Genomic DNA, 14,653 nt, shown 5'->3' with positions numbered 1-14,653 from the left:
CATGAGCGAGATTCAACTGCTACCTGCTGTCCGTGAATTCCTTGCCACACCCAAGCGCCTGCTGATCGGTGGTCAGTGGGTGGAGGCAGCCAGTGGCAAGCGTTTCGCCGTCGAGAACCCAGCCACTGCCACTCATCTATGTGAAGTCGCCGAGGGCGAGGAGGCCGATGTCGACGCCGCCGTCGCCGCTGCCCGTGCCGCCTTCGAAGGCCCGTGGCGCTGGGAAACCCCGGCGCGCCGCGGCTACCTGCTATTTCGCCTGGCCGAGTTGATCGACGCGCACCGCGAAGAGCTGGCGCAACTGATCACCCTGGAGAACGGCAAGACCATTGCCGCCGCCCGCGGTGAGGCCACCAGCGCCGCCAACATCGTCCGCTACTTCGCCGGCTGGCCGACCAAGATCGAAGGCAGCACGCTGCCGGTATCGCCGGCCAGCGGCGCGCCGATGCTCAACTACACCCTGCGCGAGCCGGTGGGCGTGTGTGCACTGATCGTGCCGTGGAACTTCCCGCTGAACATGTGCGTGTGGAAGCTCGGCCCGGCCCTGGCCACCGGCTGCACCGCGGTACTCAAGCCCGCCGAGCAAACCCCGCTGATCGCCGTGCGCCTGGTGCAACTGATCGAGGAGGCGGGTTTCCCTGGCGGCGTGGTCAACCTGCTCACCGGCTTCGGCGCCCGAACCGGCGCGCCGCTGTCCCAGCACGCCGATGTCGACAAGATCGCCTTCACCGGCTCGACCCACGTTGGCCGCCTGATCGCTCAGGCTGCTACCAGCAACATGAAGAAGGTATCCCTGGAGCTGGGCGGCAAGTCGCCGAACATCATCCTGCCGGACGCCGACATCGTGCGCGCCGCCAAGGGCGCCGCCGACGGCATTTTCTACAACCAGGGCCAGGTGTGCACCGCCGCCTCGCGCCTGTACGTGCATGAATTGGTGCTCGACCAGGTGCTCGAGGAGCTGAAAAAACACGCCGCCGCCCACGTCATCGGCTCCGGCCTGGACAGTCGCAGCACCCTCGGACCGCTGGTTTCCGAGCGTCAGTTGAACACCGTGAGCGGTTACCTGCAGCGCGGCGTGCAGGACGGTGCCGAGCTGATCTGCGGCGGCAAGCGCCCGGCGCACCTGGAACAGGGCCACTTCATCGAGCCGACGGTGTTCTTCGACCGCGCCGAGCAGGCCTGCGTGGCCCGCGAGGAGATCTTCGGCCCGGTGCTCACGGTGATGAGCTGGTCGGACGTCGACGAACTGGCCCAGCGTGCCAACGACTCGCCCTACGGCCTGGCCGCTGGCCTGTGGACCCGCGATCTGCGCTCGGCACATCGCCTGGCCGCGCAGCTCAAGGCCGGTTCGGTATGGATCAACTGTTGGAACGTGGTCGATCCGGCCTCGCCCTTCGGTGGCTACAAGCAATCCGGCTGGGGCCGGGAAATGAGCAAGAACGTGATCGACGCCTACACCGAGACCAAAAGCGTCTACGTCGATCTCGCCTGACCGCACGACAACAAGAGGAATCATCATGGATCTGCAACTCAAAGACCGCGTCGCCATCGTCACCGGCGGCGGCATGGGCATCGGCAAAGAAGTCGCGCGCTTTCTCTCCGAGGAAGGCTGCAAGGTAGTGATCTGCGCACGCCGCATGGAATACCTGCGCGCCGCGGCCGAGGAAATCACCGCGCAAACCGGCAACGAAGTGCTGCCGCTGTTCTGCGACACCAACGACATGCAGGCCGTGTCGACCATGGTGCAACAGGCCAAGGATCACTTCGGCCGCATCGACATCCTGGTCAATGGCGCCGCTGCGCCGTCAGGCGTGGTGCGCAACGACATCGAGCACGCCGGCGACGACGAGCTGCTGTCGGACCTCAACACCAAGGTGATCGGCTACTTCCGCTGTGCCAAGGCGGTGACTCCGCACATGAAGGCCGCTGGTTTCGGCCGCATCATCAATATTGGTGGCCTCACCGGTCGTGGCAGCAAGGTGCTGTCGGGCATGCGCAACCTGGCCATCACCCACATGACCAAGACCCTGTCCGACCAGCTCGGCCCGTCGGGTATCACCGTCAACCTGATTCACCCTGGCGTGGTCGACACCCCGCACATCCACGAGCTGTACGAGCGTGAAGGCGTCAAGCAGGGCAAAACCCCTGAGCAGGTCGAGCAGGCCTACATCGACGCCACGCCGATCCGCCGCACCCTGCAGCCGATCGAAATGGGCTGGCTGATCGGCTTCCTGGCATCCCCAAAAGCGGCCGCCGTTACCGGCGAGTCCATCGGTATCGATGGCGGCCTGACCCGCGGCATCTTCATCTGAGGAGGCAATCATGAGCAACGGAACCCTGTTGGTGGCCACCGTCGGCCAGGCGGTGATCCGCAGCGCCGACGACGGCAAGACCTGGCATCGTCTGGGCCTCGGCCAGGATATCGAGTTCGACGCCATCACCCGCTCGCTGAGCGTCAGCCCGCAAGCGCCGGAAGTGATCTACGCCGGCACCGATGTCGGCCTGTGCGTAAGCCATGACACCGGCGGCAAGTGGACCCGCGTCGACTCGCCGTTCAATGGTGAAACGGTGTGGAAAGTGGCGGTCGATCCCAAGGATGCCAAGCGCATCTTCGTCGGCACCGGCGCGCCGTCGCGCGCCGTGCTGTGGCGCACTCTGGACGGTGGCGCCAGCTGGTACCGCGTGCCGGTGGAGATTCCCGAGTTCTGCGAGGGCGTCAGCAAGCCGCGCCTGCTGGCTTTCGCCTATGACCCGACCGACCGTAACCAGGTGTGGTTCGGCCTGGAAGAGGGCGGCCTGTTCCACAGCCGCGATGGCGGCGACACCTTCACCCGCGTCGATGACCGCCTGCTGTGGGACTACAACTCCGATGTGCACAACATCGTGGTGCTGCCCAACCACGGCAAGAAGGTCATCGTGGTGGTGTGCGTCAACGCCGTGTACCGCAGCTTCGACGAAGGCGCGACCTGGACCGGGATCATCGGCGCCGAAGCCTTCGGCCTGTATTACGTGCGCGTGCTCAATGCGCCGGTGGGCAGCGAAGACACCCTGTACCTGAGCATCTCCGACGGCACCCCGGGCACCACCAGCAAGGTGCTGGTATCGCGCGACGCCGCGGCGACCTGGGAAGTGCTGCCGCTGTCGCAGCAACCCAACTCCTGCGTCTGGGCCATCGCTTTCAACCCGGCCAACCCGCAGCAGATCGTCGCCGGTACCAAGTACGGCCACCTGTTCACCTCGGCGAACGGCGGTAACGGCTGGCAGAAACAGTGGCGCGAATTCAGCGAAATCGCCGACGTGCTGTGGACGCCTGCGGTCGCGCAGATCAAGGCCGGGCACACGTCCGTCATCAAGAAGTGAGGGCCCCGCGATGAAAATCGACATTCTCCGCACCCATATCTCGCTGTTCGTCACCGACCCGGACGCCTCGGCGCTGTGGTACGCCGATGTGCTGGGCATGCACGAAAGTGCCCGGGGCGAAGCCTGGGTGATGATGGCCTTCGGCAGCAAGCACCACGACATCGCGCTGATCAAGGCCGAGCCCGGCGCCCACCAGGGCGGGCTGGGCCTGCAGCACTACGGCCTGGAAGTGGCCGGCGACATGACCACGCTGCGCGAGCTGTACGGCATGTTGCTGAGCAAGGGTGTGGAGATCGTCAAGATCACCGATCACGAGATCGGCAACGGCCTGTACTTCCATGATCCGGACGGCAACCGCCTGGAATTCTTCTTCGAAACCGAACACGACGACGCGCTGGCCAAGGCGCGTTTCAAGGCGGCCGGCGCGCCGAGCCGCAACTTCACCGTCGACCCCCTCTGAGCAAGGAACACCTTCATGAAAGCCAAGAACTTCGCCAGCTACCACATCCGCAAGTGGTACAGCTTCACCGAGGAAACCCACGCCAACGAGACCGGCCAGCTGGCCGACGGCGAGCCGGTATTCAAGTACGTGATCGCTGCCGCCATCCACAATCCCTATGCCGGGCGCTTCAGCGAGAACCTCGATGAGCTGATCAACGATTCGCCGCTGCTCGGCAAGGAGTTCGGCCGTCGTATCAACGAGCTGGCCGCCGGTCGCAGCGTGATCAGCTACGGCAAGGCCTGCCTGGTCGGCAGTGCCAGCGAGTACGAGCACGGCAACGCCTTTTTGACCAACCCGGCCGCCGATCCGATTCGCGTTGCTCTGGGTGGCGGCAAATCCTGGGTGCCTTCTACCGGCAAGCGCGGCGCGCCGGGCGTGACCATCGATATTCCGCTGGCCCACAAGGACGCCCTCTACGTGCGTTCGCACTACGACACCGTGTCTGCCTCCTTTGGTGACGGCCCGGCGCCGGATGAAGTGATCATTATCTGGGCCTTCGCCACCCGCGGCCGCCTGCATGCACGCCTGGGCGGTCTGACCGCCGACGCCATCAAGGGCGACAACGGGCTGACCTGATCGGGAGATTCACCATGTCCAACAGTCACTTCTTCCACAACCGCTCGAAGCTGCCGCTGCACTTTCTGCAGTGGGGCAACCTGGACGCCACACCGGTGATCCTGCTCCACGGCCTGCGCGCCTATGCGCAGACCTGGCAGTCGCTGGCCGAGTGCCTGGGCGACGCGTTCTGCTGCTACGCACTCGACCAGCGCGGGCGCGGACTGAGTGACTGGGCCGACAGCCACACCTATTGCACCGAGCACTACGTGCGCGACCTCGAAGATCTGGTCGAGTACCTGCACCTGGATCGCTTCATGCTGGTGGGCCATTCCCTGGGCGGCGCCAATGCCCTGGAATACGCCCGCCAGCATCCGGGCCGGCTGTCGGCCCTGGTGATCGAAGACATCGGCCCGGGCTCGTCGAGCGTGGGTGACGGCGCAGAGCGGATCCGCCGCGAGATGCGCGAAACCCCGCTGTATTTCACCGACTGGGAGCAGGCACGGGCCTTCTGGCAGCGCTCGCGTCCTGGTCTGTCCAGCGAAGGGCTGGCATCGCGGCTGGCTCATTCGATGAAGGAAACCGAGCAGGGCATCACCTGGCGCCATGATCAACAGGGCATCGCCGAGGCGCGCCTGAGCATCACCCCGACCGACCTTTGGCCGGCGGTGCATGCACTGGACTGCCCGACGCTGTTCATCCGTGGTGGGCGCTCGGATTTCCTGCCGCTGCAAACCCTGAGCGCGCTGGAAAGCGCCAATAGCAACATCCAGACAACCGTGATCGCCGACGCCAGTCACTACGTGCACGACGACCAGAGTGCCGTGTTCAACGAGGTCGTCGGCGACTTCCTGCGGGCACAACGAAGCTAGCCCGAACTACACCAAAACCTACAAGAAGCAGGTGAAAGCATGAAACGCGAGACGACTCAGGTAGTCATCGTCGGCGGAGGCCCGAATGGCATCGCCATGGCCCACTACATGGGCCTGCACGGCATCGAATGCGTGGTGCTGGAGCTGGCAGAGGGTGTGCTGCCCTATCCGCGTGCGGTGGGCATGGACGATGAGGCGTTGCGCGTGCTGCAGGGCATCGGCATCGCTGACACCGCCATTCGCGACATGATTTGTGACGTGCCGCTGCGCTACTACAACGCCCGCGGTGTGTGCTTTGCCGAAGTCAAGCCGACGGTCGCCGAGTACGGCTGGCCGATGCGCAACATCTTCATGCAGCAGCTGCTCGAAGGCACGCTGCGCGATGCGTTGCCAAGCCGGGAGAGCGTCGAGCTGCGCCTGGGCCACGAGATGCTCGACCTCAGCCAGAACGAGGAGGGCGTGACCCTGCAGGTCAAGGGCGCCGACGGCGAATCCTATGAGCTGCATGCGCAATACGTGGTTGGCGCCGACGGTGGCCGCTCCTGCGTACGCAAGAAGCTCGGCATCGAATTGCTGGGCATGACCCATCCGCGCAAGTGGGTGGTGGTCGACGTCACCAACGATTCGCTGGATGCGCCGTACACCGCACTGCATGCCGACCCCGAGCGGCCGTTCGTGTGCATCTACCTGCCGTACCGCCAGCGCCGTTGGGAGTTCATGCTCAAGGAGGGCGAGGACGAGGCCAAGATGTGCGAAGAAGCCACCATTCGCAAGCTCATCCGCGGCCATATCGGCGACGCGGTGGACGAGCTGGAGATCGTGCGCATCCGTGCCTACACCCATAACTCGCGGGTCGCCGCGCGCTTCGTCGAAGGCCGCGTGGCACTGGTCGGCGATGCTGCGCACATCTCGCCGCCGTGGGCCGGTCAGGGCCTGAACTCGGGCCTGCGCGACGTCGCCAACCTGGCCTGGAAGCTGGTCGCCGTGCTCCAGGGCCGCGCCTCGCCGAAGATCATCGCCAGTTACGACGTCGAGCGCCGTGGTCATGCCACCGACCTGATCAGCCTGGCCGACAACATGGGCGCCGTACTGGGCCTGACCAACCCGCTGATGGCTGGCGTGCGCGACTGGCTGTTCCAGGCGGTGAATACCGTCGACAACCTGCGCTCGCACCTGCTGGAGTTCAAGTTCAAACCCAAGGCGACCATCATCAAGGGCCTGGTGTACCACGAGCGTGAAGAGCTGCGCGAAGGCGATCTGGTCGGCCAGCTGTTCGTGCAGCCCTACATCGAAGACGGTGAGCGCAATCGCCGCCGCCTCGACGAGGTGCTTGGCGACTCCTATGCGGTGCTCGGTTATCGGGTCAACCCGACCGCCGAACTCAGCGAGACGACCAAGGCTTATTGGGCGCGCTGGAACACCCAGTTCATCCAGGTCAATCGCTCGCGCAGCGGCAGCCGCAACCAGCCGCTGAGCGCCGACGGGGTGATCAGCGTGGAAGACGTCGACAACAAGCTGGGCAACTGGTTTTCCAAGGTGCGCGACTGCGTGGTGGTGGTGCGTCCGGATCGCTTCGTCGCTGCCATCACTACGCCGGAGCGGCTGGAAAGCGTGCTGGCCAAGCTGCAGGGGCAACTGTCATGAGTCAGGCCAATCTGGCCCAGCGCCTGCTACAGGCGACTCGCGAGCGGGTGGCACTGCCTCGTGAGCAGGGCGACGGTCTGAGCCTGGCCGCTGGTTACGAGCTGCAGCGTCTGGGCGTGCTGGTGCGTGAGGCGCGGCATGAGCGCCTGACCGGTTGGAAAGTGGCGTTTGCCGGCGCCGCGGCGCAGCGCCGCTTTGGCCTCAGCGAGCCGGTGTACGGGGCGCTGACCGATGCCATGGCGATTGCCGAAGGCCAGGCGGTGGAGCTTACCCTGCTGATCCAGCCCAAGCTGGAAATCGAGCTGGCCCTGGTGCTCGGCCAGGATCTGAACCCTGGCTTTTACAGCGATGAAGAATTGCTCGCTGCCATCGGTGAAGTGGCCGCCGCCTTCGAGATCGCCGACTGCCGCTGGCAGGCATGGAGTTTCGAAGCCGGCGCCTTCGTGGCCGACAACTCGGCCGCTGCGGCCTATTGCCTGTCCGCCCGGCAGCCTTTCGATGTACGTCGTCATGCTCAGGTCGAATACCGCCTTGTCCATGAAGGCCACGCGCTGGGTGGAGGGGTCAGCAGCCTGGGCGAGGAATCGCCGCTCGCCAATGCCTGCTGGCTTATCCGCCGGCTGTTGGCTGATGGGCATCAGCTGGCTGCCGGGCAGGTCATCCTGTCGGGGGCGCTATTACCGCCTATCGGAATCGAGCCGGGCACCTACCGGCTGAGCATGCTTGGCATGGAATTGGCTCTGGAATTCAAAGCAGGACAAAGGCCGGAGAGCCTGTAGTGGCATATCGCCGTTTAACGCGCGGATGCGCAAAACAATAAAAGTGGCCGGGAGGGGAAAATGCGCGTTTCGCTACAGCGCCTTTCGCCGCCAGAGCCATGTGTGGCTAAGCGTTACACACAAGCCGTGGAGTGCAGTGATCATGTTCGCAGAAGTCCGTTCCTTCAATGACCCACAACAACACGCCGGCTCGATTCTCGGCTGGCGCCAGGTGTATGACCAACTCGGCCGTGGCAGCCTGAGCACGCAGTTGCAGCAGGTGTCTTCCGAGCGCTTCCAAATCTTTCAGGAAGTGCTCGACAAACGTGTGGTGCAGCACGGCCACGCGCCAAAAGGGCGCCTGTGTCTGGCCCTGGTGCTCAACTCGGCCTGCGCACCGGTGGTGCAGAAGCACGAAGTGGGCGCCCATAGTGTGGTGCTACTACGTGACGGTGAGGAGTTCCTGCTGCACGCCCCGGAAGGCACGCATTTGCTCGCGGTGACGGTGGACACCGTGCGTTTCGCCAAGCTGGCGGCGCTGGAGTTGCCGCAGCAGCAACTCGATTTGCTCAAGAGCGCTTCGCAGATCGCCGTACCGGATGCGGCGCTCAAGCGCTTTCAGCAGCATGTCTATCCGGTGTTCCAGCATCTGCTGCACAAGGCGGACGAAGTCAGTGAGGCGGCCGAGCGGCTGCTCGAGGACGGCCTGATCGATGCCCTGCTGGACCTGTTCGGCAGTGCCCAGAGCGAAAGCCGCGGCCGTCACGGTAACCTGGCGGTCAGCTCGTACCTGGTGAAGAAAAGCCAGGAGCTGGCCCGCGATTGTGCCGACGAGCCGCTGAGCGTGCTGGATCTGTGCGAGCGCCTGCGCGTCAGCCGCCGCACCTTGCAGAACAGCTTCCATGTGGTGGCTGGCATTCCGCCGGTGGAGTATCTGCGTAACCTGCGCCTCAACGCGGTACGCCGGCGCCTGGCCAGCACCTCGACCGAGGCCTGCGGTGTGGGCGAAGCGGCGGCGCAGATGGGCTTCTATCACCTGAGCCATTTCTCGCGGAACTACCGCGGCCTGTTCGGCGAGTACCCGTCCGAAACCCGCCGCGCTACCGGCTGATTCGTCCCTTCGCCAACCTGAGAGCGCCTGAATGACATCGCAAACCCAGCCACGCTGGCTCGTGTGGCTGCTGGCCACGCTCGCCGCTTTTTCGCCGCTGTCCATCGACACTTACCTGCCGAGCCTGCCGGACATCGCGCGCGAGCTGGGCACTCGCGATGCCCAGGTGCAGCTGACCATCGGTGCGTTTCTGGCTGGGCTCTGCTCGGGCATGTTGCTCTATGGGCCGTTGTCGGACCGCTACGGGCGCCGCCGCCTGATGCTCGGCAGCCTGCTGCTGTACATCCTCGCCTCGGCCGGCTGCATCTGGGTGACGAGCGTCGAGCAACTGATCGTGCTGCGTTTTCTGCAGGCGGTCGGCGGCGCCGGCGCTCTGGTCCTGGCGCGCACCGTGGTGCGTGATCTCTACCCCTTGAGCGAGGCAGCGCGGGTGCTGTCGCTGATGCATGTGATCGCCATGGTCGCCACGCTGCTGGCGCCCATCATGGGCACGTACCTGGTGCTGCTTGGCGGTTGGCGGATCATCTTCGTGATGCTGTTTCTGCTCGGCGCCGGTTGTCTGTTCGCGGTAGCCACCTCCCTGCAGGAGAGCTTGCCTGTCAGCTCGCGCACGCAGTCGGTGCTGGGCTCCTTTCACCACTACGTCACCGTACTGCGTGATCCATTGGCGCTGTGCTACATCCTCGCCATGGGCCTGTCGGTGGGCGGCATGTTCGCCTTCATCACCGCGTCGCCGTTCCTGTTCATCCACCACTTCGGTTTCTCGCCACGGGCGTTCAGCCTGCTGTTCGGGCTGAACATCGTCGGCATCATTGTGGCCACCATCATCAACGCGCGGCTGGTGCGGCGCCTGGGGCCGCTGCAGATGCTCGGTGTCGGCAGCGTAGTGGCGGCTTGTGCGGGCGCGCTGCTGATCGTCATCGGCCTGACCGGTTGGGGGCAGCCGTTCTCGATCACTGGCGGCGTGCTGCTGTTCATGGGCATCAGTGGCCTGATCGGCGCCAACTGCATTGCCAGCCTGATGGGGCTGTTCCCCGGTAATGCCGGCGCCGCGGTGGGCTTGGGCATCTCCTTGCAGTTCGCTTGCGGGGCTTTGTTCAGCTGGCTGGTCAGCGTATTGGCAGACGGCACGGCGCGGCCCATGTGCCTGGTGATCGGCTTCGCCGGCCTAGGTAGTCTCGCTTGTTATCGGGCAATCCGTCATTTGATGCGCCAGCCGCAACGCCAGGCCGTCAGGCGCGCACTCGGTGCTCAGGATCGGTAGGGATATCGCGAGCTGGCAGTGCAAACGACTAGCACCCAGCGTTTCTGCAGGCAGGATCTACCACGTCTCGATTAATGCATTTTGTTGAATAAAAAATCCTATATTTGCATTGGATTGAATTATTGGCGTCTGCCACTCTCGCTACGTTCCCGTCTTATTGCTGCGTTGATGCTACCTCCACCGGTCAGCTGATCGAGCTGATGCTGGCCGCTGGCTCTCCAGCTTTTGCCGTACGCCCGATATCCGGCTATGCCCTCGACACGATGTAGCGTTGCTGGCTGCCCTTAGGTGGAGCGCTCGGCCGTATGGAGTCGAGCGAGCAGGCAAGCCTGGGCGGGACTACGCGCCTGGCGCAAGCATCCACCCATAGGATGCAGTTCGCCTCGTTGCGGTGACTTATAAAAACTAGGGGAAGGAGTTCTGCCATGTACCACTGGCTCGCCAGCGTGAGTGTCGCCAAAAAGCTGATGATCGGCTTCGGCTTGTTGTTATTGATGAGCCTGCTGATCTTCTGGTCCGGCTGGAGCTCCATCACCGGGTTGTCCTACCGGATGGACCGCATGGGCGCGGTCAACAAGCTGATGGATGACATGGGCGACATGCGCCTGGCCCGCGGCGACTATCTACAGAGCCAGGGCGACGTCGACAACGCCAAGGTACTGGACGCCAAGATCGATACCACCGCCCAGACCCTCGCAGGCCTCAAGGCGTTCTTCACTACGCCATTCAACCTCAAGCACCTCGACGACATGACCCAGAGCCTGCAGGCCTACCGCGTGGGCGTCGACGGCCTTAAGGCTGCTTACCAGCAGATCGACGCCTCGCGCCTGGTACGCCGTACCACCGGCGACAAGGCGCTGCAGCTGCTCGACGGGCTGGACAAGTACGTCACCGAAAGCGCCGACGTGGAAACCCAATACAAGGTCTATCGCGCGGTGAAGGACGTGCAGATGCAGTTCCTGTTCGCCCGCTTCGAAACCCGTGCTTACACCTACAGCAACAACCCCAAGAGTTTCGCCGCCGCTGCCGGGGCGGTCGATAAGACGCTGGCCAGCCTCGGCGTGCTGCGCCAGGCGCTGGACAGCGCCGATGGTGCGGCGCTTGCCGAGCTCGGCCAGGTGGTGCAGGGCTACCGAGACTCGCTGCAGACCCACCAGAGTGCGCTGCAGCAGATCAACACCAGCAGTGCCGAGGTGCAGAAGCAGGGCGACAACATGCTGCGCATCAGCCAGGAGCTGTACACCAACCAGATGCAGCTGCGCGCCGAAGACACCGACAAGGCTGCCTGGACCATGGGCCTGTGTCTGCTGCTCGCCCTTACGCTGGGCGTGATCGGCGCGGTGCTGATTACCCGGCAGATTGCACCGCCGCTGCGCGCCGCCCTGCAGAATGTGCGGCGTATCGCGGCCGGCGACCTGACTTACCAGGCCACCAGCCGACGCGGCGATGAAATCGGTCAACTCGAACAGGGCCTGGATGAGATGGCCAGCAACCTGCGGCAACTGATCGGCCACATCGGCGATGGCGCGACGCAGATAGCCAGCGCCACCGAAGAACTCTCGGCCATCACCCAGCAGACCCGTGCCGGTGCCAGCGAACAGAAGCTGGAAACCGAGCAGGTCGCCACCGCCATGCACGAAATGACCACTACTGTGCACGACGTGGCCCGTAACGCGGTGGACACCGCCAGTGCGGTGGATCATGCGGCACGTGATGCCAACGAGGGGGCGCGTATCGTGCTCAAGGCCATCGAGCAGATCGAGAACCTTACCGGCGAGGTGCAGCTGACCAGCGATGCCATCGGTAGCCTGGCCGCCGAGAGTGACCGTATCGGCAGCATGCTGGACGTGATCAAGTCGGTCGCCGAGCAGACCAACCTGCTGGCGCTCAACGCCGCCATTGAGGCAGCACGGGCCGGCGAGGCTGGCCGTGGGTTCGCCGTGGTGGCCGACGAGGTGCGTGGCCTGGCGCAGCGCACCCAGCAGTCCACCCAGGAGATCGAAGGGCTGATCGGCGCGTTGCAGCAGGGCACCCGCAACGCCGTGCAGCGCATGGACGCCAGCCTCAGCCTGACCACCGACAGCGTCGAACTGGCTCGCAATGCAGGGCAGGCGCTGTCGAGCATCACCTCGAACATTTCCGCCGTGCAGAGCATGACCCAGCAGATCGCCGCCGCGGCCGAGCAGCAGGGCGCGGTGGCCGAGGAGATCAACCGCAGCGTGTTGAACGTGCGCAGCATCACCGAGCAGGCCTACACCGCCAGCGAGCAGACCAGCGAGGCGAGCCAGGAACTGGCCAAGCTCGGCGGCGCGCTGCAGAGCCAGGTGCAGCGCTTTCGGGTCTGACCAGGCGGCAAAGCCTACAGCGCTTCCTGGCGCTGCAGGCATTCAACCCTTCAGCAGCATCACCAGCATGCCCACGGCCAGGGCGATCAGTACCAGGCCGGAAAGCCGTTCGAGCAGCGGCAGGGCGCGCTGGAAGTTGCACAGCAGCCGGCCATTGCCGATGGCCAGGGCCACCAGCAGATCCCAGCCGAGCACCACGGCGAACATCCGCACGCCATAGAACGCCTTCCAGCCGGCACTGCTCTGGGCGCCCAGCATGCTCGCCAGGCTGACGTAGAACAGCGCGTTCTTGGGGTTGAGAATGCCGGACAGAAAACCCATGCCAGCCGCGTGCAGCCAGGAGGCCCGGCTGGCGGGCGCCGCCTCGCCCGGTGCCTGCAGCACGCTGCTGCCGGCATGGCGAATGAACAACATGCCCAGATACAGCAGGTACAGACAGCCGACCAGCTGCAGGGTGATGAACGGTGCGCTGCCAGGCTGCAGCACCGACACGCCGGTAAAGGCGGCGACGATGAACGCTCCGTTGGCCACGGCGATGCCCAGGCAGGCGCCACTGGCGACCCGCCAGCCCGCTGCCAGGGACGTGCGGGCGACCAGAAAGAAGTCCGGACCGGGGGAAATCAGCGCCAGGAAGTGGGCGGCGGTAATGATCAGGAACTGCTGCATGGCGGGCATCGCTCGTCTGGGAAGAAAGGCCCGCCAGTCTGTCGCTCCGTACCTAGGCCGTATTGAAGGAAATCGTCAGGCCGCGGTTCGAGCGAAGGCGTCTTTCAGGTCGTGTCTCGTTGACTCAGCGTGCGGCGTGACGCGCGCAACGCCGAAAGCGCGGCCAACACGAACAGGCTGGCTGCAAGGCACAGCGCGAGCGGCAGGCCGTGGGCGCTACCGCCCATCAGGGCACCGCTGAGCAATGGCCCGAGCAGACTGCCGACGCCCCACAGCATGCCAACGCTGGCGTTGGCGGTGATCAGGTCGGCGCCGTGAAAATCCTCGCCGATCAGGATCAGCGCCAGGGTGTAGACGCCGCCTGCCGCCGCGCCAAGCAGCACCAGGGTTGGCCACAGCAGCGGTGGGTAGGCGAGTAGCCAGGGTAGGGTGATGCCACATGCCAGGCTGAGTAATCCGCAAGCCAGGTGCAGGGCGCGACGGTCGAGCCGATCCGCGAGCCAGCCAAGCGGCACCTGAAACAGCATGTCGCCGGCCAGGATCACGCTGGCCATCAGCGCGGCGGTGGCGAGGGCGAAACCCTGGCTGCTGGCGTAGAGGGGAAACAGCGAGAGAGTCACTGCATCGAAGAACGAAAAGAACAGCACCCCGATACACAGCGCTGGCGCCACGCGGAAAAAGCCCAGCAGCGAAAAGCGCCGCTCGTGTCGTTCTTCGCCGCTCAACTCGCGGGGCAGTCGCTGCCAGATCAGCGCCACCGTCAGCAGGTTGGCCAGAGTCACGATCAGTACGATCCAGGCACCCTGGGTGCCAAGCAGGCCGATCAGCGCCGGCCCGCCCAGTTGGCAACCGGTAAAGCAGGCGGCATAGAGCGCGACGGTCTGGCCGCGCCGCTGCGGATCGCACAACTGGTTGACCCAGGATTCGCCGAAAATCACCACCACGCCCATGGCCAGGCCCATGACCAGACGGCTGACGGCCAGTGCCGGCAGGTGGCTACCCAGCCATTGCAGGCTGGCGGCGCTCACGGCGCAGAGCATGAAGCACGCTAGATAGATCGTACGGCCGCGGCAGTGGCGACTCAGCAATGTGCTGAGCAGGGCCGCAAGGATCATCCCCACGGCCAGCATGGCGCTGATCACCCCAATGGCCAGTGAATCGGCACCCGCTTCGTGCAGGCGCAGTGATACCAGAGGGAGCGTCGCTCCCATGCTCAAACCGACCACCGAGACCGCGGCGATCAGCAGCGCCAATACATGACGATTGTTCATTTTCGACCTCCGCCTGACCCGGTGGCCAGGCGCGTATAAATACGAAGACGTGGCCACGCCCAGGGCGTGACGCCTGCAACAGAGGCAGCAACTGCCGTCAGGCAGCGGTGTGAGGCGAGAAGGTGAAGGCGAACAGCACCGCACGACGGCGGCGCAAAAGGGCATCGCGCGGCCAGCCCAGCGCCGCCGGCGATACACCGGTGCAGAGCGAGGCAGACGAATGGGCGATGGTTGGCATGGTGGGCTCGGAAAGGTCGAGACGCTGGAGTCTGGCCAGATGCAACGAGGCCGTCAATCGGCAGCGC

14 protein-coding genes are annotated in these 14,653 nt (G+C 64.8%); 11 read left to right on the top strand and 3 right to left on the bottom strand.

Features of this window, described 5'->3' with window-relative positions; translation table 11 throughout:
- The first annotated feature begins 1 nt into the window (after nucleotide 1).
- From BM279_RS07110 to BM279_RS07060, 11 genes are all read left to right on the top strand, one after another.
- Nucleotides 2-1,492 carry an aldehyde dehydrogenase family protein gene (locus BM279_RS07110; protein ID WP_093502255.1) on the top strand — a complete coding sequence of 497 codons (1,491 nt, stop codon included), beginning with the start codon at nucleotides 2-4 and terminating at the stop codon, nucleotides 1,490-1,492.
- 25 nt (nucleotides 1,493-1,517) lie between these two features.
- The gene (locus tag BM279_RS07105) at nucleotides 1,518-2,312 is read left to right on the top strand and encodes an SDR family NAD(P)-dependent oxidoreductase (RefSeq protein WP_027910200.1); all 795 of its coding nucleotides are present in this window, start codon (nucleotides 1,518-1,520) and stop codon (nucleotides 2,310-2,312) included.
- 10 nt (nucleotides 2,313-2,322) lie between these two features.
- Nucleotides 2,323-3,360: a WD40/YVTN/BNR-like repeat-containing protein gene (locus BM279_RS07100; RefSeq protein WP_093502253.1), complete on the top strand. Its 1,038-nt coding sequence runs from the start codon at nucleotides 2,323-2,325 to the stop codon at nucleotides 3,358-3,360.
- Between the two features lie 10 nt (nucleotides 3,361-3,370).
- Nucleotides 3,371-3,820 (top strand): VOC family protein, encoded by a 450-nt coding sequence (locus tag BM279_RS07095; RefSeq protein ID WP_027906094.1) that lies wholly within the window; start codon nucleotides 3,371-3,373, stop codon nucleotides 3,818-3,820.
- 15 nt (nucleotides 3,821-3,835) lie between these two features.
- Entirely contained in the window at nucleotides 3,836-4,438 is a 603-nt protein-coding gene (locus BM279_RS07090) for an amino acid synthesis family protein (protein WP_075931145.1), read from the top strand.
- Nucleotides 4,439-4,452: 14 nt separating this feature from the next.
- Complete coding sequence (locus BM279_RS07085; RefSeq protein WP_093502251.1) at nucleotides 4,453-5,289, top strand: alpha/beta fold hydrolase; 837 nt, start codon at nucleotides 4,453-4,455, stop codon at nucleotides 5,287-5,289.
- Between the two features lie 39 nt (nucleotides 5,290-5,328).
- Entirely contained in the window at nucleotides 5,329-6,933 is a 1,605-nt protein-coding gene (locus BM279_RS07080) for a bifunctional 3-(3-hydroxy-phenyl)propionate/3-hydroxycinnamic acid hydroxylase (protein ID WP_093502249.1), read from the top strand.
- Nucleotides 6,930-7,712, top strand: coding sequence for a 2-keto-4-pentenoate hydratase (locus BM279_RS07075; protein ID WP_093502247.1), 783 nt, complete (start codon nucleotides 6,930-6,932; stop codon nucleotides 7,710-7,712). The genes BM279_RS07080 and BM279_RS07075 overlap by 4 nt, the downstream gene beginning before the upstream one ends.
- Nucleotides 7,713-7,854: 142 nt before the next feature.
- Nucleotides 7,855-8,802 (top strand): helix-turn-helix domain-containing protein, encoded by a 948-nt coding sequence (locus BM279_RS07070; RefSeq protein ID WP_093502245.1) that lies wholly within the window; start codon nucleotides 7,855-7,857, stop codon nucleotides 8,800-8,802.
- 31 nt (nucleotides 8,803-8,833) lie between these two features.
- A complete protein-coding gene (locus tag BM279_RS07065) occupies nucleotides 8,834-10,066 on the top strand; it encodes a multidrug effflux MFS transporter (RefSeq protein ID WP_093502243.1) in 1,233 nt (410 codons plus the stop codon).
- A gap of 425 nt (nucleotides 10,067-10,491) precedes the next feature.
- Nucleotides 10,492-12,411: a methyl-accepting chemotaxis protein gene (locus BM279_RS07060; protein ID WP_093502241.1), complete on the top strand. Its 1,920-nt coding sequence runs from the start codon at nucleotides 10,492-10,494 to the stop codon at nucleotides 12,409-12,411.
- A 42-nt stretch (nucleotides 12,412-12,453) separates the two neighbouring features.
- Here BM279_RS07060 and BM279_RS07055 read toward each other — a convergent pair whose 3' ends face one another.
- The 3 genes from BM279_RS07055 to BM279_RS23335 form a co-directional block, all read right to left on the bottom strand.
- Nucleotides 12,454-13,077 (bottom strand): LysE family translocator, encoded by a 624-nt coding sequence (locus BM279_RS07055; RefSeq protein ID WP_093502239.1) that lies wholly within the window; start codon nucleotides 13,075-13,077, stop codon nucleotides 12,454-12,456.
- A 104-nt stretch (nucleotides 13,078-13,181) separates the two neighbouring features.
- The gene (locus BM279_RS07050) at nucleotides 13,182-14,348 is read right to left on the bottom strand and encodes an MFS transporter (protein WP_093502237.1); all 1,167 of its coding nucleotides are present in this window, start codon (nucleotides 14,346-14,348) and stop codon (nucleotides 13,182-13,184) included.
- Between the two features lie 97 nt (nucleotides 14,349-14,445).
- Nucleotides 14,446-14,586, bottom strand: a complete 141-nt coding sequence (locus BM279_RS23335) for a hypothetical protein (RefSeq protein WP_167363096.1) — start codon at nucleotides 14,584-14,586, stop codon at nucleotides 14,446-14,448.
- Nucleotides 14,587-14,653: the final 67 nt, after the last annotated feature.

This window comes from Phytopseudomonas straminea (assembly GCF_900112645.1).
Taxonomy (GTDB): Bacteria; Pseudomonadota; Gammaproteobacteria; order Pseudomonadales; family Pseudomonadaceae; genus Aquipseudomonas; species Aquipseudomonas straminea.
Note: the sequence above shows the minus strand (reverse complement) of the source record. Positions and strands in the feature narration are given on the sequence as shown.